The organism is Qipengyuania sp. YIM B01966 (assembly GCF_016461955.1).
Lineage (GTDB): Bacteria > Pseudomonadota > Alphaproteobacteria > Sphingomonadales > Sphingomonadaceae > QFOP01.
The window spans coordinates 132194-158802 of the sequence record NZ_JADMNM010000005.1; the positions used below are offsets into that span (position 1 = coordinate 132194).

26 protein-coding genes are annotated in these 26609 nt (G+C 66.5%); 18 read left to right on the forward strand and 8 right to left on the reverse strand.

The genetic code is table 11. The features are described from left to right. Positions 1-71 precede the first annotated feature (71 nt). Genes ILT46_RS07905 through ILT46_RS07915 form a run of 3 tightly spaced genes read left to right on the forward strand, consistent with a single transcriptional unit; the run spans position 72 to position 2855 of the window. Positions 72-1328, forward strand: a complete 1257-nt coding sequence (locus ILT46_RS07905) for a mechanosensitive ion channel (protein WP_199504078.1) — start codon at positions 72-74, stop codon at positions 1326-1328. A gap of 42 nt (positions 1329-1370) precedes the next feature. Continuing rightward, complete coding sequence (locus ILT46_RS07910; protein ID WP_199504079.1) at positions 1371-1886, forward strand: GNAT family N-acetyltransferase; 516 nt, start codon at positions 1371-1373, stop codon at positions 1884-1886. Between the two features lie 12 nt (positions 1887-1898). Beyond that, on the forward strand, positions 1899-2855 hold the full coding sequence (locus tag ILT46_RS07915) for an SDR family NAD(P)-dependent oxidoreductase (RefSeq protein WP_199504080.1): 957 nt from the start codon (positions 1899-1901) through the stop codon (positions 2853-2855). Here the strand turns inward: ILT46_RS07915 and ILT46_RS07920 are convergent, their stop codons facing one another. Continuing rightward, positions 2856-3872 (reverse strand): zinc transporter ZntB, encoded by a 1017-nt coding sequence (locus ILT46_RS07920; RefSeq protein WP_233397096.1) that lies wholly within the window; start codon positions 3870-3872, stop codon positions 2856-2858. It lies immediately after the preceding gene. A gap of 82 nt (positions 3873-3954) precedes the next feature. Between ILT46_RS07920 and ispG the strand changes: the two genes are divergently transcribed. Both ispG and ILT46_RS07930 read left to right on the forward strand, forming a co-directional pair. Further along, the gene (ispG, locus tag ILT46_RS07925) at positions 3955-5100 is read left to right on the forward strand and encodes a flavodoxin-dependent (E)-4-hydroxy-3-methylbut-2-enyl-diphosphate synthase (protein WP_199504081.1); all 1146 of its coding nucleotides are present in this window, start codon (positions 3955-3957) and stop codon (positions 5098-5100) included. Positions 5101-5181: 81 nt separating this feature from the next. Next, positions 5182-5910: a murein L,D-transpeptidase catalytic domain-containing protein gene (locus ILT46_RS07930; protein WP_199504082.1), complete on the forward strand. Its 729-nt coding sequence runs from the start codon at positions 5182-5184 to the stop codon at positions 5908-5910. Between the two features lie 5 nt (positions 5911-5915). Here ILT46_RS07930 and ILT46_RS07935 read toward each other — a convergent pair whose 3' ends face one another. After that, entirely contained in the window at positions 5916-7286 is a 1371-nt protein-coding gene (locus ILT46_RS07935; protein ID WP_199504083.1) for a L,D-transpeptidase family protein, read from the reverse strand. Between the two features lie 160 nt (positions 7287-7446). Between ILT46_RS07935 and ILT46_RS07940 the strand changes: the two genes are divergently transcribed. From ILT46_RS07940 to ILT46_RS07955, 4 genes are all read left to right on the forward strand, one after another. Further along, complete coding sequence (locus tag ILT46_RS07940; RefSeq protein WP_199504084.1) at positions 7447-8340, forward strand: DMT family transporter; 894 nt, start codon at positions 7447-7449, stop codon at positions 8338-8340. A 103-nt stretch (positions 8341-8443) separates the two neighbouring features. Next, entirely contained in the window at positions 8444-11122 is a 2679-nt protein-coding gene (acnA, locus tag ILT46_RS07945; protein ID WP_199504085.1) for an aconitate hydratase AcnA, read from the forward strand. A gap of 159 nt (positions 11123-11281) precedes the next feature. Continuing rightward, the gene (locus ILT46_RS07950) at positions 11282-12094 is read left to right on the forward strand and encodes a hypothetical protein (protein WP_199504086.1); all 813 of its coding nucleotides are present in this window, start codon (positions 11282-11284) and stop codon (positions 12092-12094) included. A 207-nt stretch (positions 12095-12301) separates the two neighbouring features. Further along, entirely contained in the window at positions 12302-12550 is a 249-nt protein-coding gene (locus tag ILT46_RS07955; RefSeq protein ID WP_199504087.1) for a hypothetical protein, read from the forward strand. Between the two features lie 83 nt (positions 12551-12633). On the opposite strand, the gene ruvB is transcribed toward ILT46_RS07955, so the two are convergent. Together ruvB and ruvA are read right to left on the reverse strand one after the other, a co-directional pair. Further along, positions 12634-13662 (reverse strand): Holliday junction branch migration DNA helicase RuvB, encoded by a 1029-nt coding sequence (ruvB, locus tag ILT46_RS07960; protein WP_199504088.1) that lies wholly within the window; start codon positions 13660-13662, stop codon positions 12634-12636. After that, on the reverse strand, positions 13659-14255 hold the full coding sequence (gene ruvA, locus ILT46_RS07965) for a Holliday junction branch migration protein RuvA (RefSeq protein WP_199504089.1): 597 nt from the start codon (positions 14253-14255) through the stop codon (positions 13659-13661). Before ruvA ends, ruvB begins: the two co-directional genes overlap by 4 nt. A 135-nt stretch (positions 14256-14390) precedes the next feature. Here ruvA and aroC point away from each other — a divergent pair, with 135 nt between their 5' ends. Beyond that, positions 14391-15458 (forward strand): chorismate synthase, encoded by a 1068-nt coding sequence (gene aroC, locus ILT46_RS07970; RefSeq protein WP_199504090.1) that lies wholly within the window; start codon positions 14391-14393, stop codon positions 15456-15458. Between the two features lie 26 nt (positions 15459-15484). Further along, the gene (locus ILT46_RS07975; protein ID WP_370592385.1) at positions 15485-16045 is read left to right on the forward strand and encodes a ferric reductase-like transmembrane domain-containing protein; all 561 of its coding nucleotides are present in this window, start codon (positions 15485-15487) and stop codon (positions 16043-16045) included. Here the strand turns inward: ILT46_RS07975 and ILT46_RS07980 are convergent. Next, positions 16030-16545 carry a type II secretion system protein GspK gene (locus ILT46_RS07980; protein WP_199504092.1) on the reverse strand — a complete coding sequence of 172 codons (516 nt, stop codon included), beginning with the start codon at positions 16543-16545 and terminating at the stop codon, positions 16030-16032. The two genes, ILT46_RS07975 and ILT46_RS07980, sit on opposite strands and share 16 nt — an antisense overlap. A 209-nt stretch (positions 16546-16754) precedes the next feature. On the opposite strand from ILT46_RS07980, the gene ahpC reads away from it, so the two are divergent. From ahpC to ILT46_RS07995, 3 genes are all read left to right on the forward strand, one after another. Next, complete coding sequence (gene ahpC / locus ILT46_RS07985; RefSeq protein WP_199504093.1) at positions 16755-17321, forward strand: alkyl hydroperoxide reductase subunit C; 567 nt, start codon at positions 16755-16757, stop codon at positions 17319-17321. Positions 17322-17392: 71 nt separating this feature from the next. Further along, positions 17393-18991 carry an alkyl hydroperoxide reductase subunit F gene (ahpF, locus tag ILT46_RS07990; RefSeq protein ID WP_199504094.1) on the forward strand — a complete coding sequence of 533 codons (1599 nt, stop codon included), beginning with the start codon at positions 17393-17395 and terminating at the stop codon, positions 18989-18991. A 45-nt stretch (positions 18992-19036) separates the two neighbouring features. Beyond that, on the forward strand, positions 19037-19672 hold the full coding sequence (locus ILT46_RS07995; RefSeq protein WP_199504095.1) for a phosphatase PAP2 family protein: 636 nt from the start codon (positions 19037-19039) through the stop codon (positions 19670-19672). Here ILT46_RS07995 and ILT46_RS08000 read toward each other — a convergent pair. The 3 genes from ILT46_RS08000 to ILT46_RS08010 are packed head-to-tail and all read right to left on the reverse strand — an operon-like array spanning position 19645 to position 22093. Next, on the reverse strand, positions 19645-20211 hold the full coding sequence (locus ILT46_RS08000) for a Smr/MutS family protein (RefSeq protein ID WP_199504096.1): 567 nt from the start codon (positions 20209-20211) through the stop codon (positions 19645-19647). The genes ILT46_RS07995 and ILT46_RS08000 overlap by 28 nt on opposite strands. Next, positions 20211-21425, reverse strand: a complete 1215-nt coding sequence (mltA, locus tag ILT46_RS08005; RefSeq protein ID WP_199504097.1) for a murein transglycosylase A — start codon at positions 21423-21425, stop codon at positions 20211-20213. Before mltA ends, ILT46_RS08000 begins: the two co-directional genes overlap by 1 nt. A gap of 5 nt (positions 21426-21430) precedes the next feature. Further along, entirely contained in the window at positions 21431-22093 is a 663-nt protein-coding gene (locus ILT46_RS08010; protein ID WP_199504098.1) for a Tim44/TimA family putative adaptor protein, read from the reverse strand. Positions 22094-22353: 260 nt separating this feature from the next. Here ILT46_RS08010 and secB point away from each other — a divergent pair, with 260 nt between their 5' ends. The 4 genes from secB to ILT46_RS08030 all read left to right on the forward strand — a co-directional run bounded on the left by secB (position 22354) and on the right by ILT46_RS08030 (position 26491). Then, positions 22354-22926, forward strand: a complete 573-nt coding sequence (gene secB, locus ILT46_RS08015) for a protein-export chaperone SecB (RefSeq protein WP_199504099.1) — start codon at positions 22354-22356, stop codon at positions 22924-22926. A gap of 34 nt (positions 22927-22960) precedes the next feature. Further along, positions 22961-24571, forward strand: a complete 1611-nt coding sequence (gene murJ / locus ILT46_RS08020; protein WP_199504100.1) for a murein biosynthesis integral membrane protein MurJ — start codon at positions 22961-22963, stop codon at positions 24569-24571. 27 nt (positions 24572-24598) lie between these two features. Further along, positions 24599-25618: a tryptophan--tRNA ligase gene (gene trpS / locus ILT46_RS08025; RefSeq protein WP_199504101.1), complete on the forward strand. Its 1020-nt coding sequence runs from the start codon at positions 24599-24601 to the stop codon at positions 25616-25618. Positions 25619-25783: 165 nt separating this feature from the next. Beyond that, positions 25784-26491, forward strand: coding sequence for a DUF4136 domain-containing protein (locus tag ILT46_RS08030; protein WP_233397098.1), 708 nt, complete (start codon positions 25784-25786; stop codon positions 26489-26491). Positions 26492-26609: the final 118 nt, after the last annotated feature.

Consider the following 26609-nt stretch of genomic DNA (forward strand, 5'->3'; position numbering starts at 1 on the left):
TTGCATGATAGGCTGCCAGGTGTCGCAGACCGTCCGGCGCCAGATCGGGCGGAACATGGGGAGTGCAGCCAATGCGCATAGGCAATTATTATTTCGACCAGTCGCTGGCGACGGACATCATGCAAAAGGTGATCCTGGCCGCGCTGATCCTGCTCGCCACCTGGGCGCTGGCCCGAGCCGCAAAATGGGCGTTTGCCAAGCTGGTCGACAATGTCGCCTTTTTCCGCCGCCACACGGGCAGCGGCTCCAGCCTCGGCGAATCGCTGGGGCGGATCGTGTCGCTGCTGGTCTGGCTGTTCGGCCTCGTCGCGGTGCTGCAGGTGTTCAACCTCAGCGGCGTGATGGGCCCGGTCCAGCAGATGCTGAATTCGGTGATGGCGTTCCTGCCCAATCTGATCGGCGCGGCGCTGATCTTCTTCATCGGGCTGATCGTTGCGCGGATCGTGCGCGATCTGGTTGTCACCGCGCTCCAGACTGTCGATTTCGACCGCTGGGCTAATCGTGGCGGGGTCGATAGCGTCACCGGCAACAGCGCGATCAGCAAGACCATCGGCACGATCGTCTATGTGCTGATCATCATCCCGGTGGCGATTGCCGCGCTCGAAGCGCTCGATATCGAGACCATCTCGCGCCCGGCATCCGATATGCTGCGGATGATCTTCGATGCCATTCCGCGCATCCTCGGCGCCGCGATCATCCTTGGCCTCGGCTATGTCATCAGCCGCTTCGTGGTGCAGATCCTCAAGGAAGTGCTGCCGGGTCTCGGCGCGGACCGGGCGATTGCCGAAGCGGATATCCTGCCAGCCGGGACCACGCTATCTTCGGTCGTCGCGCGGATCGCCCAGATCGCGATCATGCTGTTCGCCGCGATTGCCGCCACCCGCCTGCTGGGCTTCCCCGAACTGACCGCGATCCTCGACCGCGTGCTCGAACTGGGCGGAAGGGTAATTTTCGGCGCCGTGGTGATCATGGCTGGCTTCCTGATCGCCCGCCTTTTGGCGCGGATGATCGGCGGGTCCGACGAAACCGGCTTGGCCGCAGGGATCGTCAAATGGGCGACCATCGTGCTGTTTACCTTCATGGGCCTCGAGTTCATGGGGGTCGGCAACGACATCGTCCGCATGGGCTTTGGCGCGCTCGTCATCGGCGGCGCGGTCGCGGCGGCGCTGGCCTTCGGGCTCGGTGGCCGCGAATGGGCCGCGAAGAAGCTTGAGCACGCCGATACGAAGGCGCAGGCGCTCGCCGCGCGCGAAAAGAGCGCCGAAGTCCGCGCCGAGGCGATTTCCGACGCGCACCGCGCCAACGATCCGCTGCCGCCGGGCGCCTGACCGGCTTTCCGGCCCATAGGGGCCCGTGATAGGGGCGCAGGCATGATCCTGCGCCCCGCTTCTTTGGCCGATACCGCGCCGCTCGCCGCACTCGGCCGCGACAGCTTCGTCGCCGCCTTCGGTGACCTCTACCAACCACGCGATCTGGCCGCGTTCCTCGATGCCGTGTTTTCCGACGAGGCCGTTGCCGAGGAGATTGCCGGCGCGCGCTGCACGCATTGTCTGGCCGAAGAAGAGGGCCGGCTGATCGGCTATGCCAAGCTGCGTGATCCGAGCGATTATGCCCGGCACAGTGCCGCGCGCCGCCCGGTCGAACTGGGCCAGCTCTATACCGCGCCCGGCGCCACGGGCCGGGGTATCGGGGCGGCGCTGATGGACTGGGCAATCGCCACCGCGCGCAGCGGCGGGCACGACGCCATCTTGCTCTCCGTCTGGGCAGAGAATTACCGCGCGCAGCGGTTTTATGGGCGCTATGGCTTTCGCCACATCGCCGATATCGACTTCTGGGTGGGCGACCACCGCGACGATGAGTTGCTCTACCAGCTCGACCTTGCCTGAAAGGACCACCGGATGACCGTTTTCAACGCCCAATCGACTGCGGACGAGGTGCTGGCCGGATGCGATCTTGCCGGGCAGACAATCTTAATCACCGGCGGCGCCTCGGGGCTGGGTCAGGAAACCGCGCGGGCCATGGCGGCGCGGGGCGCGCGCGTCGTGCTGGCCGCGCGTGACGAAGGCAAGCTTGCCGCCGCCGCCGACGCGATCCGTGCCGAGATACCCGGCGCCGAGGTCGAGACGCTTGTGGTCGATCTTGCCTCGCTCGCCAGCGTGCGCGCGGCAGGCGAGGAGGCCGCAAGCCGGTTCCCGGTGATCGACGTCCTGATCAACAATGCCGGGGTCATGGCCTGCCCGCAGGGGACCACCGCCGACGGGTTCGAAACCCAGTTCGGCACCAATCACCTCGGGCATTTCCTGCTGACGAAATATTTGCTGCCCTCGGTCGAAGCGGGTTCAGCCAAACGGATCGTGAACCTGTCGAGCCGGGCACATCACCGCGCCGGGGTGGATTTTTCCGATCTCGATTTCACACAGCGCCCCTATGACAAATGGGAAGCCTACGGCCAGTCCAAGACCGCCAACATCCTGTTCACCCGCGCATTGCAACAGCGGCTGGCGCCGCGCGGGATCGATGTGTTTGCCGTTCATCCGGGCGGCATTGCCACCAATCTCGGCCGCCATCTGACGCAGGATGATCTGAAGGAACTGGTCGCGCGGATGCAGGACGCGACGGCTGCCGGGGCCAGCGCCTTCAAGACCATCCCGCAAGGCGCCGCAACCACCGCTTGGGCCGCCACCGCGCCCGAGCTTGCCGGCAAAGGCGGGGTCTATTGCGAGGATTGCCATATCGCCGCCCAAGACGATGCCGATCCGCATGGGGGCGTCAGATCCTACGCCTATGACGATGAGGCGGCCGAGCGTCTGTGGACTGTATCGGAAGAGCTGGTGGGCGAGAGTTTCCGGCCCTGATCAGAGCCATTTCCACCAGCGGAACAGCAGCACCATCCCGAACACCAGAGCGAGGCACAGCAGAACGATCCACCAGAACGCTTGCGGATCGGTCGCATAGGGGATGCCCTCGACATTCATCCCGATAAGGCCGGTCAGAAAGGTCAGCGGCATGAAGATCGTCGCCACCAGCGTCAGCAGATAATTGGTGCGGTCCGACCGGGCGAGCGCCCGCGCGCGCAATTCATCCATCAGCACCACCGCGCTTTCCTTGCTGATGTCGATATCCTCGAGATAGCGTTTCAGGCGGAAGATCGTCTCGCCGATCTCGCGCCGGTCGTGGTCCTCGAACCAATCGGGTGCATCGCGGCTGATGCTTTCGAGCGCGACGTGTTCGGGCCCCATGTGCCGTTGCAAGGCCAATGCGCCGCGGCGAACTTCGGCAATCTCGCTGACCATCGCGTCCGGTGTGCCGCGCACTTGACGCCGGTCCAGCTCGTCGATTTGATCGTTGAGGTCGATGATCGCCGCACTCATCCGGGTGATGATGTGTTCGATCAGCCGGGTGATCAACGCGCCGGCATCCACCGGGCCGCGGGCCTCGTTCAGTTCCTGTACGATATCGCGGGTGGTTTGCAGCGGCAGGCGGCGCAGGGTGACGACGCGGGCGCCGTCGCTCCACAGCTGGAGCGACACCATATCTTCGGGCTCGGCGCCGGGGTTGAAATTGATCGCCCGCAGCGTTGCCACCAGCGTATCGCCCTCGCGGAACGCGCGCGGGCGGGTGGAATCCGATACCAGCAGGTCGAGCGTGGGTGGGCGTATCCCCAGCGCCCCGCTCAGCCAAGGGCGCACGTCGGGCATCGTCCGGTCGAGATGGGTCCACAGCACCTCGCCCGGCCGGGCCGGCTGCCAGGCCTGCGCCTCGGACCAGCCCAGCGCGCGCGCCCCGCCCTCGCCGTCGAGCAGGCGGGCAAACAGCAACGGACCGTCGGGCATGGCGGGCGATGGCAGGGACGGGTGCGGGTCGGGTATCATCGCGCCTCTGCTTGCCGATTTTGCGCGCCGCTGCAATCGCGCGTGTTCCGCCGCGCTCCGCTTGCTGCTAAAGGGCCAGGCCATGAACGCGATCCGCCCCTGGCGAACCATCATCCGCCGTCCCAGCCGCCAGATCATGGTCGGCAATGTCCCGGTGGGCGGCGATGCGCCGATCACCGTGCAGACGATGACCAACACCCCGACCGAGGATGCGGTGGCGACGATCGACCAGATCCGCCGCTGCGAGGATGCCGGCGCGGATATCATCCGCGTATCCTGCCCGACCGAGGAATCGACCGCCAGTTTCCGCCAGATCGCCCGCGCCGCCCGCGTGCCATTGGTGGCCGACATCCATTTCCACTACAAGCGCGCCCTCGAAGCCGCCGATGCGGGCGCGGCCTGCCTGCGGATCAATCCGGGCAATATCGGTTCCTCCGAACGCGTGGCAGAGGTGGTCCGCGCGGCCAAGGCCAATGGCTGCGCGATCCGCATCGGCGTCAATGCTGGGAGCCTCGAAAAGGACCTGCTCGAGAAATATGGCGAACCCTGCCCCGAGGCGCTGGTCGAAAGCGCGCTCGACCATATCAGGCTGCTGCAGGACCACGATTTTCACGACTACAAGGTGGCGGTGAAGGCGAGCGACGTGTTCCTTGCCGTCGCCGCCTATCAGGCGCTGGCCGAAACGGTCGATTGCCCGCTGCATCTCGGCATTACCGAAGCCGGCGGGTTGATCGGCGGGACGGTCAAATCCTCCATCGGCATCGGCAGCCTGCTGTGGGCCGGCATCGGCGACACGATCCGCGTCTCGCTCTCGGCCGAGCCGGAGAAGGAGGTCAAGGTCGGGTTCGAGATCCTCAAAGGACTGGGACTGCGCACGCGTGGGGTGCGGATCGTCTCGTGCCCGTCGTGCAGCCGGCAGGGCTTTGACGTGATCCGCACGGTCGAGGCTCTTGAGGCGCGGCTCGAACACATCAAGACCCCGATGAGCCTGTCGGTGCTCGGCTGCGTCGTCAACGGCCCCGGCGAAGCGCGCGAAACCGATATTGGCATTACTGGCGGCGGCGCGGGCAAGCACATGGTCTATCTGTCGGGCGTGACCGACCACCACGTCGAAAGCGGCGCGATGCTCGACCACATCGTCCGCCTGGTCGAAGCCAAAGCCGCCGAAATCGAAGCCGGGATGAGCGATGCCGGTAACGCCACCCACACGGCGGTGGCCGCGGAATGAACGGCGCGCCTGGTCGCACGAGGGGAACGGCCCACGCCTCGTTCATGGCGCGGCTAATGGCGGGCTGCTAGGCGCCGGACGATGAAACGGCGTGATCTGTTGAAGGGTGGCCTTGCTGCCGGCGCGGCGATGGCGGTGCCGGTGCGCGGGCTGGCCCAGGCGGCCACCGTGCCGGCCGCGCCCACCGCGCTCGGCCAGCGCGACCGCGCGCTGTTCGAGATCGCGCGCCGCGAGCTGGCGCGCGCGCCGGCCGGAATCCTGTGGAAGCATGACATTGTCGGCATCGCCGATTTCGGGCTGCATTCGGCCTATCCCCGGCTCCACTTCGTCAATCTCGAACAGGGTTCGGTCAATTCCTATCTCTGTTCGCATGGCTCTGGGTCCGACCCGGAACATGATGGCTGGCTCAACTGGTTTTCGAATGTCCACGGCTCGAACGCGACCAGCCGCGGGGCTTATGCCAGCCGTAACTGGTACACCGGCCAGTTCGGTGTGTCGGTGCGCCTGATGGGCCTCGACCCGACCAATTCGAACGCGCTCGACCGGGCGATCGTGCTGCACCGCGCGCATTACGCCGAACGCAGCCATGTCGATCGCTGGGGCCGGCTGGGCCGGTCGAACGGCTGCTTTGCGATGGGTGTGGCCGATTTTCGCATTGCCTTGCAGCAGCTTGCGGGCGGTCGGTTGCTGTTTGCCGACCGCCTGGGCCTGATGCCCGACGGCGTCCCCCCACCCCCACCGCCGGGCCAGCTTCAACTGCTGAACCCGCAGCCAAATTACGGCCCGCGCGAGAACCCTGGGGTCTTCTGACTGGCTCAGGTCGTCTGCAAATCGTCGATGATCTCGACCGCTTCTTCGCTGGTGCGGCGGGCGCGGTTTTCCTGGCGCGGGGCGTCCAATGCCGCCAGCACCGGGGCGTCGCGCCCATAGATGTCGGCGAAGGTCGCCAGATTGCCGTTAATGTCCTGCGCCATGGTGAAATAGGTGATGTAGACCGGCATCCGCCGCTCGACCGGGACACGGGTATATTTGCCCGAGGTGGAGATCCGCACCGCCTCCGCGGCGGCCGCCTGCCGCGCTTCGGGGGTGGTCGCATTGTTGCCGAGGATAGCCAGCGTGATCGCCAGTTCCTGCGCCCGCTCGGTCCGCACGCAGCCATGGCTGAGCGCACGATTGGCCTGATTGAACAGCCCGCGGTTGGGCGTGTCATGCAGGAAGATGGCGTGCGGATTGGGCATGTCGAGCTTCATCAGGCCAAGCGAATTGCCGGGCCCAGGCTGCTGGACCACGGTGACGAACCCGTTGGCCCCGCGCGTCCCGACATAGCCCGCGCGCCGTGCCCATGCCGGGTTGCCGAGCACGCGCGCCCCCAGCCCCTCGCCGCGCACGATCGATTGCGGCACCGTCCAGGTCGGGTTGAAGATTACCCCTTCGACCGTTTCGGCCAGTTGCGGCGTGGCCGTTCGCCCCGGCTTCCCGACAATTGTACGATAGGTGCTGATAATCTTGTCATTGACCGTCAGCCGGAGCTGATATTCGGGGACATTGGTAATGAGATACTGGCTGCCCAGATCGCGCGCGAGCCAGCGCCAGCGATCCATATTGGCGCGGATCAGCTTGGTCCGGCGCGGATCGGTAGTGGTCGCCAGTTCCTGTTTCAGCCGCGCATAATCAGGATGCGTCGGGTTGAGCATGGCCAGTGCGCCGGCGATGTCGCCGCTGGTAAGCGCGCGGGTCATCACCTCGGCGGTCGGCATCCGGTCGGCATCGGGATCGACCACGAACCACTGGCGGCGGGCCGACATCGGCGTGCGCCCGTCGCGCAGATCCTCGACCAGCCAGGCAAAGGTGCGGCTGGCCATTTGGTCAAGCTCCGCGCCCGGGCCGGCCGACAGCGCCGCTTGCAGTTCGGCAGGCCGATAATCCGCCGGGTCGAGCCCTTCGGCGCCGATCCCGGCAATCACCGCCTGCAGCGCGCGGGCATTGGCAGGCGACCATTGCTGCACCAGCGGCGCAGCTGTTGCAGCAACATCAGCGGATGGTTCTGATGCGGGCGCTTGCGCGGCGGGCTGATTTTCCGCGGGGAGCAAATTGGCCGGCGCAGCCTGTGCTCTGGCGGTATTGGCTGACAGCGCCAGAGCCAAAGCGCCCGAGGTGAGGCCGAGAGTGCGAACCGCGAAATTCATGATCTGTATTCGTCCTGCTGAGTGGCTACGGGCTGTGGCCGGCTTCATAGCGCGCGATGCGGACAAAAACCATCGTCCCTACTGCCTGAAGCCACGCTGAATCCGCAATTTTGCGCAGTCGCCTCGCCAAGGCTGTCTGTGCGGAGTAAGTCCTCCGGCGATGCGCGCCCATCCGACCCTCCTGCCATTCGCAGCCACGTTCCTGGCGGTGGGCCTGCTGTCGCTGATGGACGCGCTGATGAAAGGAGCGGCACTGGCGGCAGGGGCGTACAGCGCCGCGCTGCTGCGGTCAGCCATTGCGGCGGCAATCGTGATCCCGCTTTGGCTGGCGGGCGGCGGCAGCTGGCCTGCCCGACCGGCGTTGCGGGTCCATCTGCGCCGGGGCGTGGTGGCCGCGTTTATGGCGCTGACCTTTTTCTATGCGCTGACCAAGCTGCCGATCGCCGAGACCATCGCCATCTCTTTCGTCGCTCCGCTGGCCGCGCTGTGGCTTGCGGCGTTTGTGCTGGGCGAGCAGATCCGGCGCGAGGCTATTGCTGCCGCCGTGTTGGGGCTGATCGGGACGCTTGTCATCATCGGCGGGCGGATCGGCAATGCCAGCTTCGACCACGACACACTGCTGGGCCTCCTGGCCATCCTGTTCTCGGCTGCGCTCTATGCGTATAATCTGGTGCTCACCCGGCAGCAGGCGCTACTGGCCGGGCCGCTCGAAGTGGCGACTTTCCATAGCGGCGTGGGCGTGGTTACGCTCGCCGCCGCCGCGCCGTTCCTGCTGACGATCCCCGATGCGGCCACGCTGCGGCTGATTGGCGCATCGTCCTTCCTGACCATTGGCGGCAGCATGGCCTTTGCCTGGGCCTATGCCCGAGCGGAGGCACAGGCGCTGGTGCCGATCGAATATTCGGGTTTCCTGTGGGCGGCCTTGTTCGGCTGGCTGTTCTTCTCCGAAACCGTGACGACGACCACGCTCGCCGGAACGGTCCTGATCGTAATCGGCTGCTGGCTGGCGACGCGCCGAGCGCGGGCCGACCCGCCTGAACAGCTTGCCGTCTAGCGCCAGCGGCCTACCCGCCACCTTGACGCCGCCGCCGTGAAAGCGCAGGTGCCCGGCCAAATGTCAGGCGCCCGGCGCCGCAGTAGCGAAAGGATCCGCCCCCATGGCCCAGGTCGGCAAGAACTCTCTCGACACGCGCGCGACGCTCAGCGTTGGCGGGCGCGACTACGCCTATTATTCGCTTGCCCGGGCAGCGGAAAAAGTAGGCGATGTCAGCCGCCTGCCGTTCTCGATGAAGGTTCTGCTGGAAAATCTGCTGCGTTTCGAAGATGTCGGCCATACCGTCTCGATCGGCGATGTGCAGGCGATTGCCGATTGGCAGCGCAACCCCGTCACGGGCAAGGAAATCCAGTACCGCCCCGCGCGCGTGCTGCTGCAGGACTTCACCGGCGTCCCCTGCGTGGTCGATCTTGCCGCGATGCGCGATGCGATCAGCCGGCTGGGCGGCGACACCGGGAAAATCAATCCGCAAGTGCCGGTCAACCTCGTCATCGACCATTCGGTGATGGTCGATGAATTCGGCCATCCGCGCGCATTCGAACAGAATGTCGAGCTGGAATATGCGCGCAATGCCGAACGCTACGACTTCCTCAAATGGGGATCGAAGAGCTTCGACAATTTCTCAGCCGTGCCGCCGGGCACCGGCATCTGCCATCAGGTGAACCTCGAACACATCGCCCAATGCGTCTGGACCGGAGAGGACGCTGACGGTGTCACGGTTGCCTATCCCGACACCTGTGTCGGCACCGACAGCCACACCACCATGGTCAACGGCCTTGGCGTGCTCGGCTGGGGCGTTGGCGGGATCGAGGCCGAGGCGGCGATGCTGGGCCAGCCGATTTCGATGCTGATACCCGAAGTGGTCGGGTTCAAGCTCACGGGCAAACTCAGCGAAGGCGTCACCGCGACCGATCTCGTGCTGACCTGCACCCAGCTCCTGCGCGCACATGGGGTGGTCGGCAAGTTCGTTGAGTATTACGGCGACGGGCTATCCACGCTGAGCCTCGCCGACCGGGCGACGCTGGCGAACATGGCGCCCGAATATGGCGCGACCTGCGGATTCTTCGGGATCGACGACAAGACCCTCGATTATTTGCGCCTGACGGGCCGTGACGAGCAGCGCATCGCACTGGTGGAAGCCTATGCAAAAGAACAGGGCCTGTGGCACGATCCCTCGGCGCCCGACCCGGTGTTCTCGAGCACGCTCGAGCTCGATCTTGGCAGCGTTGTGCCCTCGCTTGCTGGCCCCAAGCGGCCGCAGGACCGGGTCGATCTTGGGCTGGTGGACGACACGTTCAATGCCGATCTCAGCAAGACCTATGGCCGCGCAGCGGGCAAGCGCGCCCCGGTAGAAGGCAAGGGCCACGATATTGGCGATGGCGACGTAGTGATCGCCGCGATCACCAGTTGCACCAACACCTCAAACCCGGACGTGCTGATCGCGGCCGGACTGGTGGCCAAGAAAGCCAATGAGCGCGGCCTGACCCGCAAGCCGTGGGTCAAGACCAGCCTTGCGCCGGGATCGCAGGTGGTCACCGACTATCTCGAGAAAGCCGGCCTGCAAACGCATCTCGATGCACTGGGGTTCGATCTGGTCGGCTATGGCTGCACCACCTGTATCGGCAATTCCGGCCCGCTGGCCGAGCCGATTTCAAAGGCGATCAACGAGAACGAGATCGTCGCTGCCAGCGTCTTGTCGGGCAACCGCAATTTCGAAGGCCGCGTCAGCCCGGACGTGCGCGCGAATTTCCTCGCCAGCCCGCCTTTGGTAGTCGCCTATGCGATCAAGGGCACCGTGACCGAGGATATCACCACCGCGCCGATCGGTATGGACCGCAACGGCGATCAGGTGTTCCTGCGCGATGTCTGGCCGACCAGCCTCGAAATAGCAGAACTGCGCGCATCGAGCATAGACCGAGGCATGTTCGCGGCGCGCTACGCCGATGTCTCCAAGGGCGACGCGCATTGGCAGGCGATTACCGTCGAAGGCAGCGACACCTATCAGTGGCGCCCGGGCAGCACCTACATCGCCAACCCGCCCTTCTTTGACGGAATGACGATGACCCCGGCACCGGTGACCGACATCGTCGATGCGCGGCCGCTGGCGATCCTCGGCGATTCGGTGACCACCGATCACATCAGCCCAGCCGGCTCGATCAAGGCCGACAGCCCGGCCGGGCGGTTCCTGCTCGAACATCAGGTCCCGCGCGAGGATTTCAATTCCTATGGTAGCCGGCGCGGCAATCACGATGTGATGATGCGCGGCACCTTTGCCAATATCCGCATCCGCAACGAAATGGTGCCCGGCACCGAAGGCGGGTTCACATCGTACAAGGGCGAGACCATGGCGATCTATGATGCCGCCATGCGCCACCGCGAGGACGGGACGCCGCTGATCGTGGTTGCGGGCAAGGAATACGGCACCGGCTCGAGCCGCGACTGGGCCGCCAAGGGGACCACTCTGCTGGGCGTGCGCGCCGTGCTGGTCGAAAGCTTCGAGCGTATCCACCGGTCGAACCTCGTCGGGATGGGTGTGCTGCCGCTCCAGTTCAAGGATGGCGACAGCCGGCTCACGCTGGGCCTGACGGGCGAGGATCAGTTCACCATTCGCGGCCTCGCCGATCTGGTGCCGGGGCAGGATGTCACCGTCGATGTCACTCGCGCCGACGGCTCGACCTTCAGCTTCGCGGTCAAGTGCCGGATCGATACCGCGAACGAGATGGATTATTACCGCAACGGCGGCATCCTGCACTACGTACTCCGCAAGCTCGCTGTGGGCTGATGGCAGGCCTCAGCGGCCCTGTGCGGACGTGAAAAGGGCGGCCTTCCATCGCGGGAGGCCGCCCTTTCCTTTGCGCCTGGCGAGGCTCAAATCGCCTTGCGCGCAGCCAGTTTCCGGCGACTCAGTATGGCTGCGGCGGCCATGCCGAACAGGATTGTCATGGGCGGCGCAGGAACCTGCGTCCCACTGGTGGTGCCGCCCGAAGCCGAGGTCGAGGTCGAGGTCGACGTGGACGTGCTGGTTGCCCCGCCCGAGGTGCTGGTCGAGGTTGAAGTGCTGGTGTCACCACCCGACGTGCTGCTGGAAGTCGAGGTCGAACCGCCCGAGGAACTCGAACTGGACGAAGAGGACGAAGACGACGAACTGCTCGTGCTCGTGCTGACATTGCCCGAACTCGACGTGCTGGTCGAGGTGCTGATTCCCCCCGTGCTGGTCGAAACTCCGCCAGTAGACGTGCTGACACCTCCGGTCGAAGTGCTTACACCTCCAGTGCTGGTCGACACCCCGCCGGTAGACGTGCTGACGCCGCCCGTCGAGGTACTGACACCGCCGGTGCTGGTGGTCGTGCTGCTGCCCCCGGTCGAAGTCGAGACCCCCCCGGTTGAAGTCGTGGTGCTGCTGCCGCCGGTCGAGGTCGAAACGCCGCCAGTGGTGCTCGAACTACCGCCCGTCGAGGTTGAACTGCCCCCCGTCGAGGTCGAGCTACCGCCCGTGGAGGTCGAGGTTGAACCGCCCGTGGTCGTCACCCCGCCGGTCGAGGTCGAAGTCGAGCCGCCCGTGGTCGTCACGCCGCCGGTCGAGGTGATCACGACATTGCCGCCGCCCGATCCGCCGCCGCCGAAGAAGCCGCCGAAGAAACCGCCCCCGCCGCCCCAGCCACCTGGGCCGCCGCCGATGACGGTCACCCCGCCATTGCCGCCGCCGCTACTGACCGCCGGCATCGGCGGAAGCGGCGCCGGGACCGCGGCATAAGCCATCCGGTAACGCGGGCCGCAGCGCTCATCCTGCACCGCGCCGGCGGGAATCGCCTGACCGGGTTCATAAGGCACGCATTCGACCACGCGGCGCACGATCCGCCGCTGCGGTGCGCGCGCCGGTGCGGCCCTGCGCGCGACGCGGCGCGGCGGGGTTGCCTGCGCCCGGCGAGCCTGCGGGGCACGGCGCGCCTGGCGCGGCCCCTTGATCGATTTGTACGAAGGCGCATCGGTGATCGGACGCTCGGCAACATGCACCGCGCCGCCCGCCAGCATCGCACCGCCAGCAGCAGTGGTCGCCAATTTCGTCAGAGCCATTCTTACCGACATCGTGGTCCTACTTTCATCCCCCTTGCGGGAGGGCGCCGGACAACGGCGTTCTTCCGCTCATGCCACAGAACGCAGCAATGTGGCACCGGGCAATGGTATTAACCAGTATATTGCCGCCAGATAGCGCATTTTGGCAAGCGAGGGGCACCTGCGCGTTAGGCTTGTCCCACTATGGAACCGATGGCACCGCGATTGCTGACCATTCGGTTATTTGGCCGGCGGAAAGAGTCCGCCTTGCGTGCCCGATGGCGGCACCATGTCGAGATGCTGCCAGCCCGATTCGTTGAGACACCGCCCCCGCGCGGTGCGCGCGATCAGGCCGAGCTGGATGAGGTAAGGCTCGATAACTTCTTCCACCGTATCGCGCGGTTCGGCGAGGCCTGCGGCGAGCGTTTCGACCCCGACCGGCCCCCCGCGATAGGTGTGCGCGATCATCGTCAAATACCGGCGGTCCATCGCGTCGAGCCCGAGCCGGTCGACTTCGAGCCGGGTCAGCGCCTCGTCCGCCACCTTGGCGCCGACACTGGCGGCGCCCGCCACATGGGCGAAATCGCGCACCCGGCGCAGCAATCGTCCGGCGACGCGCGGCGTGCCGCGGCTGCGGCGGGCAATCTCGCGCGCGCCGCCGGTATCGAGTGGCAGGCCGAGCAACCGGGCGCCGCGGGTGACGACCTGCTCCAGCTCCTCCACGGTGTAGAAATTGAGCCGCACCGGGATGCCGAACCGGTCGCGCAACGGCGTGGTCAGCAGCCCCTGCCGCGTGGTGGCGCCGATCAGCGTGAAAGGCGGCAGATCGATCCGCACGCTGCGCGCCGCCGGCCCCTCGCCGATGATAAGGTCGAGCGCGCGATCCTCCATCGCCGGGTACAGCACCTCTTCGACCACCGGGTTGAGCCGGTGGATCTCGTCGATGAACAGCACGTCGTGCGGTTCGAGGTTGGTCAGCAACGCGGCCAGATCGCCTGATTTCGCAATTACCGGCCCGCTGGTGGCGCGAAAACCGACGCCCAGCTCCTTGGCCACGATCTGCGCCAGCGTGGTCTTGCCGAGGCCGGGCGGGCCGAAGAACAGCACGTGGTCCATCGCTTCGCCCCGCCCGCGCGCAGCCTCGATGAACACGCGCAGGTTCTCGCGCGCGACCGCCTGTCCGACGAATTCGCCCAGCGATTTGGGCCGCAGCGCGGCGTCGGGATCGTCAGGCTGCCGTTCGGGGGAATGGAGGGGTTGGTCAGTCATCCCGCCGCCCGCTTCAGTGCCACGCGCACCAGATCGCCGAGCGCAGCATCCACGCCCAGTTCAGCGCTCGCTTCCGCGACGGCGGCGGCGGCGATGGCGGGTTTGAAGCCGAGGTTCTGCAGCGCGCTGACCGCATCGGCGCTGGGCCCGGCGGCGGGGAGCGCGGGGACGCTGCCTGGCGCGGTTGGTAGGCCGCCGGCCTTGTCGCGCAATTCGTTGACGATCCGCCCAGCCAGCTTCGGCCCCACCCCCTGGGCGCGCGCCACGCTGGCCGCGTCACTCCCGGCGCAGGCGCGCTGCAATTCTTCGGTCGAGAGCGCCGAGAGGATCGCCAGCGCGACCTTGCTGCCCACGCCCTGCACGCCCGTCAGCAGGCGGAACCAGTCGCGCTCCGCGCCATGGGCGAAGCCGAGCAGGCGCATGTCGTTTTCACTGACCTGCAGATCGGTGTGGACGGTGCACGCCTCGCCCAGATCACCGAGGGCCGCGAGCGTCTTGGACGAACAATGGACCAGATAGCCCACGCCCGCGACGTCGATCAGCGCCCAGTCGGCGCCGGTTTCAGCCAATGTCCCCCGCAGCCGCGCAATCATGCTTTGTTCCTGAACTATGCAGTCCGCTTTGGCCAGAGCGACCGGGCGATTTTCATCCGCTCTTTCCCTCCACCAACAAAATCCTTGGCCGCCATGGTTGGACAGCGGCGGCATCTTGCGGCACATCGCCGGCCCATGAGCTGGAACACTTTCGGCCGCGTGCTGCGCTATACCACCTGGGGCGAAAGCCACGGCCCGGCGCTGGGCGCGGTGGTCGATGGCTGCCCGCCGGGAATCGCGCTCTGCGAAGGCCACATCCAGCCCTTCCTCGAAGCGCGGCGGCCGGGCCAGAACCGCTATACCACCCAGCGGCAGGAAGCTGACGCCGTGCGCATCCTGTCGGGCGTGTTCGAGGGGCGGACGACGGGCACCCCGATCAGCCTGATGATCGAGAACACCGACCAGCGCAGCAAGGATTATTCCGAAGTAGCCAAGGCCTACCGCCCCGGCCACGCCGACTACGTCTATGACGCCAAATACGGGTTGCGCGACTATCGCGGCGGCGGGCGGTCGTCGGCGCGCGAGACGGCGGCGCGGGTGGCGGCGGGCGCGGTGGCGCGGTTGATCATCCCCGAGGTGACGATCGACGCCTATGTCGTCGAACTGGGGGGCGATCCGATCGACCGGGCCGGATTTGACCCGGCGGAAAGCGGCAACAACCCGTTCTGGTGTCCGGACGCGGCCGCCGCCGCGCGCTGGGCGGGCGCGGTCGATGCCGCGCGGCTGGCCGGGTCCTCGCTTGGCGCGGTGGTCGAATGCGTGGCGCACGGCGTGCCCGCCGGCTGGGGCGCGCCGCTTTATGCCAAGCTGGACGCCGATCTCGCCGCGGCGATGATGGGAATCAATGCGGTAAAGGCGGTGGAGATCGGCGATGGCTTTGCCGCCGCGCGCCTGACCGGCGAAGCGAACGCCGACGCGATGCGCCCCGGCGAAAACGGGCCGGAGTTTGCCGCCAATCATGCGGGCGGCATTGCCGGTGGGATCAGCACAGGCCAGCCGGTGGTGTGCCGCGTCGCATTCAAACCGACCAGCTCGATCCTGACCCCGGTACCAACGATCACGAGCGAGGGGGAAGCGACTGAAATCCGCACCAAGGGGCGCCACGACCCCTGTGTCGGCATGCGCGGCACGCCGGTCGTCGCCGCGATGATGGCGCTGGTGCTGGCAGACCACAAACTGCTCCACCGGGCACAATGCGGCTAGGCCGGAGGCGGCTCGGCATCGGCAGGGTGGCGCTGTGGGCTGCGCTTGCCCTCCCAGCGCTGGCAATTGCCGGGCGCTGGACGCTGACGCCTGCCGATTATGGCTTCGGCCATGCGATCAAACAAAGCGGCGACTGGGCCGCCTGGCTGCTGCTGGCAACGCTCGCGGTCACGCCGGCGCGACTGGCGCTGGGTACGCGGCCGTTCACGCGCTGGCTCGGAATCCGGCGGCGCGACCTGGGGGTGGCGAGCTTTGCCTATGCTGCGCTCCACACCGCGATTTACCTGGCCGACAAGGCCGGGATAGTTGCCATCCTGGCCGAAGCGCGCGGGGTCGACTTGCTGACCGGATGGTTGGCCTTGGTGCTATTTGCCCCGCTTGCGATCACTTCGAACGACCGCTCGGTACGGGCGCTGAAGCGGCGCTGGAAGGGGCTGCACAGGCTGGTCTATCCGGCCGCGGTGCTGGTGTTCGTGCACTGGGCGCTGACCGCGTTCGACCCGCGCACGGCCTATGGGCACATCGCGATCCTGGCCGCCATCGAAACGGTCAGGATCGCGCTGCAATACCGTCAGAGAGTGACGTAGCTCCGCAGGCGGGCAACCTCGGCCTCGTCGACATATTTGCCGATCTCGCGATCGAATTCGGCCATGTTTTCATAGGGGCGGTATTCGAGGAATTCATGGACCATCTTGGGCGTCATGCCGGGGATCTGCTTGATCGCTTCCTCGCTGTCGGTGTTGAGATTGACCGGGACGAACACGCGCGCGCCCACGGTTTCCGCCGCGGCAGGCAGCGTTTCGCGCAGCTTGGCGGCAAAGGCGGCGGCATCGGCATAGGGGCGGCCGGCGACGATCGCGGCGGCTGCTTCGGGGGTCATCCCGGCAATCGCAGCGAGTTGTTCGGCGGTGGCCGTATTGGGGTCGAGCACGGCCGCCGGCGTCGCGGCGGCAGTGGTGGTCGCAGTCGGCGCGGCCGGGGTCGCCGTTGCAGCGGCGGTCGTGGCGTTGGCGGCGGGGGCCTCCGCATTATCCGAACAGGCGGCAACCAGCGCGAATAGCGGAGCGGCGAGGATCAGGCGATTCATAAGAGTTCCTTATTGCGAGAGGTTCGCAATAACACAATCTGCGGTTCAGGGAAGCGAAATTTACGCCTTATGAATCGTCTTTTCCGATTGAACGGCCAGTGATTGATTAATTCGCTCTAACTAATCGGAAGACTCCGTTTCCGCACGCAGCAACCGGTCCCTATCTCTGAGCCTGTCAGTTTCACCCCCCAAGCTCAGGAGCATGAATAATGGGTATCATCGGCAGCAGCATCAAACCGTTCAAGGCCACCGCCTTCCAGAAGGGCAAGGAATTCTTCGACGTCACCGATTCCGACGTGAAGGGCAAGTGGGCGATCTTCTTCTTCTATCCTGCCGACTTCACCTTCGTCTGCCCGACCGAGTTGGAAGATCTCGGCAAGCAGTATCAGACGCTGAAGGGAATGGACGTCGAAGTCTATGCCGTCTCGACCGACACGCATTTCAGCCACAAGGCGTGGTCGGACACGTCGGACAAGATCGGCAAGCTCGAATTCCCCTTCCTTGGCGACCAGCTGCACACGCTGTCGAACAATTTCGGCGTGCTGCGCGAGGAAATGGGCCTCGCTGACCGCGCGACTTTCGTGGTTGATCCCGATGGCGTCATCCAGCTGATGGAAATCACCAGCGAAGGCGTCGGCCGCAATGCCAGTGAACTGGTCCGCAAGATCAAGGCTGCCCAATATGTCCGCGCCAATCCCGGCCAGGTGTGCCCGGCGGCATGGGAAGAAGGCGGCGAAACGCTGGCCCCCAGCCTCGACCTCGTCGGCAAGATCTGAGCCTTGCCGGTCGTCCCGGGGGCTGTTGTACCAGCCCCCGGGGCCCCGCTGATCATATACGGACTGTACCCATGCTTGACGCAGAACTCACCCAGCAGCTTTCCACGTATCTCGCCAATCTGCGCGAACCGATCGAGCTGGTCGCCTCGCTGGGTGAAGATCAAGCCTCGGCGCAGACACGTGAGTTGCTGAACGAGATCGCGGCGCTGCACCCCCAGGTGTCGGCGCAGTTCGATGGCGAGGATCAGCGCCGTCCCAGCTTCATCGTCCGCCGGGCGAGCGATCCGGCCGTGTGGGTCCGCTTTGCCGGCCTGCCGCTGGGGCACGAGTTTACCTCGCTGGTGCTTGCCCTGCTGTGGGCCGGCGGGCACCCGCCCAAGGTCGATCCCGAAACCATTGAACAAATCCGCGCGCTCCAGGGCACTTACGAGTTCGAGATGTATTTCTCGCTCTCGTGCCACAACTGCCCCGACGTGGTGCAGGCGCTGACGCTGATGGCGCTGTACAATCCGCATATCAACGCCACGCTGATCGAAGGCGGTGCGTTCAAGGACGAGGTCGAGGCGCGCAATGTGATGGCGGTCCCCTCGGTGTTCCTGAACGGCGAACCTTTCGCCAACGGCAAGATGGGGGTGGCCGAGATCCTCCACAAGCTTGACGGCAATGCCGGCGCGCGTGCGGCAGCCAAGCTGGCCGAGAAGGCCCCGTTCGAAGTACTGGTGGTCGGCGGCGGCCCGGCCGGCGCGGCGGCGGCGATCTACACGGTCCGCAAGGGCTATTCGACCGGCATCGCCGCCGAACGGTTCGGCGGGCAGGTGCTCGACACGATGGGGATCGAGAATTTCATCTCGGTGCCCTATACCGAAGGGCCCAAGCTGGCCGCGCAGCTCGAGGCGCATGTCGCCGAATATCCGATCGACGTGATGAACCTCGCCACCGCCACCCGGCTGATTCCGGCCGCAGAGCCAGGCGGTCTGCACACCGTCGAGTTCGATAACGGCGCACAGCTCAAGGCGCGCAGCCTGGTGCTGAGCACCGGCGCGCGCTGGCGCAACCTTGGCGTGCCGGGCGAGTTCGAATATCGCACGCGCGGGGTCGCCTATTGCCCGCATTGCGACGGCCCGTTGTTCAAGGGCAAGCGGGTTGCCGTGATCGGCGGCGGTAATTCCGGCGTCGAGGCCGCGATCGACCTCGCCAATATCGTCGGCCACGTCACGCTGATCGAATTCGACCACCAGCTCCGCGCCGACCAGGTGCTGCAGGACAAGCTGCGCTCGCTCGGCAATGTCGATATCGTGCTGTCGGCTGCGACCACCGAGATCACCGGCGATGGCGAACGCGTGGACGGCCTCGTCTACATGGATCGGAACAGCGATGACGAACATCGCCTCGCGCTCGAAGGGGTGTTCGTACAGATCGGGCTGGTGCCCAACACCGAATGGCTCCAGGGTTCGGGCATGGAACTGAGCCGCTTTGGCGAAATCGTGATCGACGAGCGCGCGGCAACCAGCCTCCCCGGTATCTTTGCCGCGGGCGATTGCACGACGGTCCCGTACAAACAGATCATCGTCGCTATGGGAGAAGGGTCCAAGGCCGGGCTGTCGGCGTTCGACTACCTGATCCGCACACCCGAGCCTGCCGCAGCGCAGACGGTGGCTGCTGCCGCCTGAAACAACACAGCGCTTCGCTCATTAATGTTTCGAGCAGGGACGCAGATGAGCACCACCACCGATACGACCGAGCACAATCCGCTGCCCGAAGGCGCGCCCGATATAGCCCGCGCGATCGAGGAGGTTGATATCGAGGTCGCCGACGCCGCCGGGGCGATCCGCGAACACCCGGTGGTGGAAACGCTCGGCACCGTGAGCGAGATGGCCGATCAGCCGCCGCTGATCATCGGCTCGACGCTCGTGCTCGCAGTCGGCCTGCTGGCGCGCAACCCCCGGCTGGCGCGCGCTGGAGGGCGGATGCTGGCAAGCCATCTGCTCGCCACTTTCATCAAGGGGCAGGTCAAGCAGCGCGTCGACCGCACGCGCCCGTTCGTGATCCACGAGGAGGGGCGCTACGAGGTGGGCACCCAAGCGCCCCGCGACGAGGGCAAATACAATTCGTTCCCCTCGGGCCACACGGCTGGCGCAGTGGCCGTGGCAGAAGCGCTGATCCGCGAATATCCCGATACGGCCAGTCCGGCGCGGCTGTGGGCGGGCGCCATCGCGCTCATTCAGGTGCCCCGCTGCAGCCATTACCCAAGCGACATCGCCGCCGGGGCGCTGGTCGGGCTGGCGGCCGAGCGAGCGGTGAATTTCGCTTTCGACCAGGCCGATCAGCGCTCGCGCCGCAGCACAAGGTAGAGCGCCCCGCCCCCGCCATGGCGGGGATGTGCCGGCCGGATCGCGGCGATGGCGCTGGCGTGGGGGCCAGCGGCCAACCAGTCGAGCAACTTGGCGCGGATGGCCCCGCGCCGCTCGCCCCGGTCCGCGTGCTCCACCGGGCGATGCCGGCCGGCGATTACCAATACCACGCGCGCGCCCATCGCCCGCGCCTGCGACAGCCCGGCATCGAGCCGCTGATGCGCCGCGTCGAGGCCGTAACCATGCAGGTCGAGCGTCAGTTCGGGCGCAGCTGTCCCGGCCCGCAGCCGCCGCTCCCAATGCGAATCGAGCCCGTGCCCGCGCGCGTGCACCGACTTGGGCGATGGCGCGGGCGGCGGCGGGACGGGGCGCACCCACGCGCCTTTGGGCTTGGCGGCGTTTTTGGCAGGCGCGGCGTTCGGGACCGGGATTGCGCCCGTTTTCAGAGGCGGCGCCGGATGTAGCGGGGTGACCGTGCCGGCGACCTGCGCCCACAGGGCGGCCTCGTCGCTGCTGAGGCCGCGCGGGGGCGTGCGCATTACTGGCCGCCGGCAGCGCGGCGCGCCAGCGTTCCCTTGGGGACGAACAGCAGTGCCTCGCCCCGGGCGCTCATCCCACCGGCAATCCGCCGTGCTTCGTCACCCGCGCCCCAGAAGGTGTCGAACCGGTTGGCGCCCTTGATCGCGCCGCCCGTATCCTGCGCGATCCACAGCCCGCTCGCCTCGGTCCGGTCCATCTCAAGCCACACCGGCGCGCCGAGCGGGGTGAAGGCCGGGTCCGCCGCAACCGAATTGCCGGCGCGCACGGGCACATTCATCGCGCCGAGCGGCCCGTCGCCCGTCAGTTCGCGAAAGAAGATCCAGCTCTTGTTGAGCCGCATCAGCTCGGCCCCGTCGGCGGGATGCTCGCGCAGATAGGCCATGATCCCTTGCATCGAGCCGGGATATTGGCCTGGCCCATCGCCGATCAGCCCGCGCTCGCGCATGACCGAACCGATGCCGACATATTCGCGGCCGTTCTGCCCGGCATAGCCGATCCGCATCACCGACCCGTCCGGGGCGCGCAGCCGGCCCGAACCCTGGATCTGGAGAAAAAAGAATTCCACCGGATCGGCCGCCCAGGCAATCTCGAGCCCGCGATTGGCCAGCGCCCCCGCCTCGATCTCGGCGCGTTCGTAATAAGGGATGAACGCGCCGCTCGCATCCGTTCGGCCCAGCGGCGCGCGGCCGGTGCGCTGATCGGCCGGCGTTTCCGCAGGCCAGCCGCGCACCAGATCGGGCGGCATGGCATAGACCGGAACATCGTAGCCGGCGATCCGCTGGCGGCTGCCGGCGATTTCCGGTTCGAAATAGCCAGTCGCAAAGGCGCGGCCATCGCCCAGCCGGACGGTTTCGAACTGCGCGGCGAAGAAACCGGCGGGGTCGGTGTCGCTCCAGTTTCCGGCGGCGGCGCAGACGGCGCGCCAATCCTCGGTCCGCGTCAGTCCCGTCTGGTCGCTGCGGCGAAGGAGCGCGGGGCAGCTTTCACGAAACGACCGCAGCGCACCAAGCGCATCGCCATGGCCAAGGCCGAGCGAGGCGATCGCCGGTCCGGGCGAAAACGCGGCGACCGAGGCCGGCGTGCTCGGCGTGGCAATCGGTGGGCGCGGCCGCGCCGGTTCAGGTGCCGGGACGATACGCGCACAGCCGCCTAGCAGCGCGGCGCCGAGCGCGAGTGCGCCCCATGCCCCGCGCGGCAATCCGCCAATCCTCACGCCGATCAATCCTGATCGGTTTCGTCGAGCAGCCAATCCGGCCCTGCGGCATCGACCTCGCGCTTGAACGTCCACACGTCGCGCGTTTCGATCGCATCGTTCATCGATCCGGCAACGACCACGCCGTCTCTGTTGCGCGTGACAGCGGCAATATCGGCCACAAACCGAACCGCGACGCGGGCCGTGCGCCCGTCGAGCCGCGCCGAATCCAAGCGCACATCCTCGATCCGAATCAGCCGGTTGTCGAGCGTTTCGCCCGCCGCTTCGCGCGCGTCGATCACGGCGGCGAATTCGGCATAGACGTCATCGTCGCACAATTGGCGCAGGGTTTCGCGGTCGCCCTGCCAGAACGCCTCGAGGATCATCGCATAGGCGCCGCGCGCGCCCTCGACAAAAGCGGTGATGTCGAACCGGCGGTCCACTGCGGCAATCTCGCGCACACCGCGTTCGATCGCCGGAACCAGCAACTCGCCTTCGACGCGAGGCGCCGCCGCGGTGGTACGCGCAGCAGGTTGCGGGCCGAGCGGCGAAGCGGTTTTGGCCGGGCCAGCATCGATCCGGGTCGGTACTGGCTCCTCCTCGTGCTCGGCCCGGCGGCCGAGAACCGAATAAAGACGCAGCCCGAGAAAGGCGGCGATCATGGCCAGAATGACGATTTCAACGATCACAGTTGCGCTACCTGCTTGCGGCCACGGGCAACCGCCCGCGCCTAATTGTTCCAACCTGCCTTAAATAGGTAGACAAGACAAATGAACAACGCGTGTCGCGCTCGCTGGTGCCCATCGCGCGGTCGTCTGCGGCGCGTGGGGCGCTCAGGCGCGGTTGCGAGGCTTACGCCCTGGTGCTAGGCGCGCTACCGATGGCCGCCCCGGCGGCGACAGGCGGCGCACCTTGCGCGGCCGCATCCTTTTGACAGGAAAACGCAATCATGGCCCAGGAAGGCGACATTCTTACCGACCTCGATCTTGACGCTCCGGCGGGCGGCCCGGTGCCCAACGGCGCCGATACCGCGCCGAGCGCGGGGATAATCTCGCAATATATCCGCGATCTCTCGGTCGAAGCGCCAAACACGCCGCAATGCTTCGGCTGGAACGAACAGCCGCAAATCGATCTGCAGTTCAATATCGGCGCCCGGCCGGTAGAGGGGCAGCCGCAGGGGGAACTGCACGAAGTCGAACTGAAGCTGACCGCCACGGCCAAGACCGGCCAGGGCAGCCTTTATCTGGTCGACCTGGCGTATTGCGGATTGGTCGGGATGCGGAACCTGCCCGACGATCAGGCCCATGGCTTTCTTTATGCCGAGGCGCCGCGCATCCTGTTTCCGTTCGTTCGCCGGATCATCGCCGATGCCACGCGCGATGCGGGCTTCCAGCCGCTGATGCTCGACCCGATCGATTTCACCGGGCTCTATCTCCAGCAGCTCGACGCGCGGGCCCGGGAACAGGGCGATGTACCCGCCCCCGGCGAGGCGCTGCCGCCGCTGAACGAGGGGCAGGCCTGATCCGCCGCCTGGGCGACGCGGACGACGCTTCGCGATGAGCCTGGTCAGGAATGTCGGGACAATCGGCGGGCTGACAGCTGTCAGCCGGGTGTTCGGCTTTGCCCGCGATATGTTGCTCGCCCGCGCGCTGGGTGCGGGGGCGGCGGCCGATGCGTGGCAGGTCGCGTTCATCCTGCCCAACACCTTCCGCCGGCTATTTGCCGAAGGAGCGTTCTCGGTCGCCTTCGTGCCGATGTATGCCCGCGCGCTCGGCAGCGAAGGTGGCGGCGCGGCGGGTGAGGAAGCGGCGCACCGGTTTGCCAATGACGTGCTGGCGGTGTTCATCTGGGTGCTGCTGGGCTTTTCCGCGCTGGCGATGCTGGCGATGCCCTTGTTGATCGGGCTGCTGGCAGGCGAATTTGCCAACGTGCCGGGCAAGTTCGAGCTGGCGGTCAGCCTGTCGCGGATCACCTTTCCCTATCTGATGCTGGTCAGCCTGGTAGCGATGCTGTCGGGCGTGCTCAATGCCCGCTCGCGCTTTGCGCCGGGCGCGTTCGTGCCGGTGCTGCTCAATCTGACGCTGATCGCGGCGATCGGAGTGGGCTATTGGCTGCGCGCTCAATGGGCCGGCGATGACGACCGGATCATGGCCAATGCGCTCGCCTGGGGGCTGTTTGCCGCCGGTTTCGCGCAGCTTGGGTACATGGTCTGGGCAACGCGCAAGGCGGGCGTGCGGCTGGAGGTGCGCCGGCCCCGCTTTTCGCCCGAGGTGAAGCGCCTGTCGCTGCTGATCCTGCCGGCGACTTTCGGCGCGGGGATCTACCAGATCAGCCAGTTCGTCGACACCTTCTTCGCCACCAGTCTGCCGCAGGGCTCGCTGACGCTGCTCAAATTTGCCGACCGGCTGAACCAGATGCCGCTGGGGATCATAGGCATTGCACTGGGCACCGCGATCCTGCCGATGCTCGCCCGGCATCTGCAATCGGGCGACCATGCCGAAGCGCAGCGATTGCAGGCCAATGCGGTGGAAATGGCGCTGCTGCTGACGCTGCCGGCGGCAACCGCGCTGGCGATCTGCGCGCCCGCCTTTACCGAGGCGTTCTTTCGCGCGGGCAAGATGACCGCCGCCGATACCGCGCTGATGGCGCAGATCACAATGGCGCTGGTCGCAGGGCTGCCGGCCTATGTGCTGGTCAAGGTCTTTCAGCCCGGCTTCTTCAGCCGCGAGGATACGCGCACCCCGGTATGGATCGCGGCCGGCGCGCTGCTGGTCAACATCGCGCTCAATTTCTATGTCGTGCCGCGATACGGCATCGTCGGGCTGGCGAGCGCCACGGCGATCACTGCGACCCTCAACGTGCTGACGCTATACACATTCCTACAGCTGCGCGGCTGGTTTCACTGGACCGCCAAGCTGACCGGGCGGGTGCTGCGCCAGCTTGTCGCCACCGGTGCGATGGGCGCTGCGCTTTACTGGCTGACCCCGGCGCTCAGCGCCTATTATGGCGGTAGCGCGTGGGAGCGGGCGCTGGCGCTCAGCGCGCTGGTGGCCGCCGGCATGGCGGTGTTCTTCCCCGTCGCCTGGTTGATCGGGGCGATAGACAAGGACCTCGTCGCCCAGCTACGCCGCAAGCGCCCGGCCAAGCCGGTCAATCTCGCCCCTTGACCCCGCCTTACTTTCGCAAGGACCATCATGCGCGTCGTTTCCGGCATCCAGCCTACCGGTAATCTGCATCTCGGCAACTACCTGGGGGCGATCCGCAATTGGGTGGCGATGCAGGACGAGGCGGCGGCAAATGGGGGGCAGTGCCTGTTCTTTCTGGCCGACCTCCACGCTATCTCGCAGCCGCACGATCCGGCCGCGCTGGGCGAGGCAACCCGTGACATGGTCGCCGCGCTGGTCGCCTGCGGGATCGACCCGGCGCGCTCGATCCTGTTCAACCAGGCCCAGGTGCCCGCCCATGCCGAGCTGCAATGGCTGCTCAACGGTACCGCGCGGATGGGCTGGCTCAACCGGATGACGCAATGGAAGGACAAGGCCGGAAAGAACCGCGAGGGTGCCAGCGTCGCCTTGTTCACCTATCCGGTGCTGCAGGCGGCGGACGTGCTGCTCTATCAGGCGACCCATGTGCCGGTGGGCGAGGACCAGAAGCAGCATCTCGAGCTCGCGCGCGACATCGCGCAGAAGTTCAACAACGATTTCGCCGCGCCCGATGCGCCTGTGTTCACCCTGCCCGACCCGCTGATCCCGCCCGAAGCCGCCCGGATCATGAGCCTGCGCGATGGCAGCGCCAAGATGAGCAAATCCGATCCCAGCGACATGAGCCGGATCAACCTCACCGACGATGCGGACACGATCATCCAGAAAGTCCGCAAGGCAAAGACCGACCCCGAACCGCTGCCGGTCGATGCTGCCGGGCTCGACGGCCGGCCCGAGGCGGCGAACCTCGTCGGCATCTATGCCGCGATCGCCGATAGCAGTGTGGCGGCGGTGCTGGCCGAGCATGGGGGCAGCGGCTTCGGCGCGTTCAAGCCGGCGCTGGGCGAATTGCTCGCGCACCATCTGTCGCCGATCTCCGCCCGCTACTGCGATCTGCGCGCAGACCGCGAGGCGCTCGACGCGATCCTGGCGCGCGGCGCCGCTCAGGCGCGCGAACTGGCCGCGCCGACGCTCGATGCGACGTATCGTGCGCTGGGTCTCGTGCGGGGCTGAGCATCGCGCAGGGCAAATGGCATAACATTTGCTATAATGACCATTCAAAATCGGTTCACCGACGAACGCGTACGATTCGTCGCATGATGGGCCGATGTGTGGTGGCAACCCACGCGGGCGTTCAGCGTTTATGTTTCGGCACTCTCTCAACGGGGACCACTCAGAATGACGATCACCACCGCCAAGATGCTGCGCGGCCTCAAGCTGGCAACGGCGCCGCTGATGCTTGCGGGCCTGTCCGCCTGCGCCACCGGGTTTAATGCCGATGTGTCGCGGTTCCAGACCCAGCTACCGGCGCCGACCGGGCAGACCTTTGCCGTGGTGGCCGACGATCCGGCGCTCGCGGGCGGCCTCGAATTCAGCCACTATGCCAATTATGTCGCGCAGCACATGCAGCGGCTGGGATATACGCCTGTCGCCAATGCCAGCGATGCGACGCTGCTGGTGCGGTTCGATTACGGCGTTGACCAGGGCCGCGAGCGAATCCGGTCAACCGGCTTCGCGCGTGATCCGTTCTTCTCGCCCTGGTATGGCTACAGCCCGTATCTGGTGCGCACGCCGTTCGGTTATCGCCGCGCCTATTCGCCGATGGGGGCGTGGGGCTACGGCTATTACGATCCGTTCTTCAACCGGCCGGAAGTCACCAGCTATACCGTCTATACCAGCGGGATCGACGTGAAGATCGACCGTGCGGCCGACAATGTCCGCCTGTTCGAAGGCAAGGCCGAGGCGCTGTCGACCTCGAACCGGCTGCAATATCTGGTCCCCAATCTGGTCGAAGCGATGTTCACCGACTTCCCCGGCAATTCGGGCGAAACGGTGCGCATCTCGGTCGCGCCGGAAAACATGCCGGTGCAGCGCGGCCGCCGTTGAGGCTGACGCGGATTAAGCCAACAAAAGGGCGGGCCTGGCGACAGGCCCGCCCTTTTGTTGGGGGACAATGATGCATAAAAGGTTCGCTGCTATTGCCATGCTGGCCGCTTCATTCGGT

Coding starts and splice junctions, on each gene's coding strand:
- ILT46_RS08000 (WP_199504096.1), bottom strand. CDS start 20,211: ATGCGCACGCCCCCGCGCGGCCTCAGCAGCGACGAGGCCGCCCTGTGG.
- ILT46_RS07940 (WP_199504084.1), top strand. CDS start 7,447: ATGCGCGCCCATCCGACCCTCCTGCCATTCGCAGCCACGTTCCTGGCG.
- murJ (WP_199504100.1), top strand. CDS start 22,961: ATGAGCCTGGTCAGGAATGTCGGGACAATCGGCGGGCTGACAGCTGTC.
- ILT46_RS07930 (WP_199504082.1), top strand. CDS start 5,182: ATGAAACGGCGTGATCTGTTGAAGGGTGGCCTTGCTGCCGGCGCGGCG.
- ispG (WP_199504081.1), top strand. CDS start 3,955: ATGAACGCGATCCGCCCCTGGCGAACCATCATCCGCCGTCCCAGCCGC.
- ahpC (WP_199504093.1), top strand. CDS start 16,755: ATGGGTATCATCGGCAGCAGCATCAAACCGTTCAAGGCCACCGCCTTC.
- ILT46_RS07995 (WP_199504095.1), top strand. CDS start 19,037: ATGAGCACCACCACCGATACGACCGAGCACAATCCGCTGCCCGAAGGC.
- ILT46_RS07905 (WP_199504078.1), top strand. CDS start 72: ATGCGCATAGGCAATTATTATTTCGACCAGTCGCTGGCGACGGACATC.
- ruvA (WP_199504089.1), bottom strand. CDS start 14,255: ATGATTGCGCGGCTGCGGGGGACATTGGCTGAAACCGGCGCCGACTGG.
- ahpF (WP_199504094.1), top strand. CDS start 17,393: ATGCTTGACGCAGAACTCACCCAGCAGCTTTCCACGTATCTCGCCAAT.
- trpS (WP_199504101.1), top strand. CDS start 24,599: ATGCGCGTCGTTTCCGGCATCCAGCCTACCGGTAATCTGCATCTCGGC.
- ILT46_RS08030 (WP_233397098.1), top strand. CDS start 25,784: ATGACGATCACCACCGCCAAGATGCTGCGCGGCCTCAAGCTGGCAACG.
- aroC (WP_199504090.1), top strand. CDS start 14,391: ATGAGCTGGAACACTTTCGGCCGCGTGCTGCGCTATACCACCTGGGGC.
- ILT46_RS07980 (WP_199504092.1), bottom strand. CDS start 16,545: ATGAATCGCCTGATCCTCGCCGCTCCGCTATTCGCGCTGGTTGCCGCC.
- secB (WP_199504099.1), top strand. CDS start 22,354: ATGGCCCAGGAAGGCGACATTCTTACCGACCTCGATCTTGACGCTCCG.
- ILT46_RS07920 (WP_233397096.1), bottom strand. CDS start 3,872: ATGATACCCGACCCGCACCCGTCCCTGCCATCGCCCGCCATGCCCGAC.
- acnA (WP_199504085.1), top strand. CDS start 8,444: ATGGCCCAGGTCGGCAAGAACTCTCTCGACACGCGCGCGACGCTCAGC.
- ILT46_RS07915 (WP_199504080.1), top strand. CDS start 1,899: ATGACCGTTTTCAACGCCCAATCGACTGCGGACGAGGTGCTGGCCGGA.
- ILT46_RS07910 (WP_199504079.1), top strand. CDS start 1,371: ATGATCCTGCGCCCCGCTTCTTTGGCCGATACCGCGCCGCTCGCCGCA.
- ruvB (WP_199504088.1), bottom strand. CDS start 13,662: ATGACTGACCAACCCCTCCATTCCCCCGAACGGCAGCCTGACGATCCC.
- ILT46_RS07935 (WP_199504083.1), bottom strand. CDS start 7,286: ATGAATTTCGCGGTTCGCACTCTCGGCCTCACCTCGGGCGCTTTGGCT.
- ILT46_RS07950 (WP_199504086.1), top strand. CDS start 11,282: ATGGGCGGCGCAGGAACCTGCGTCCCACTGGTGGTGCCGCCCGAAGCC.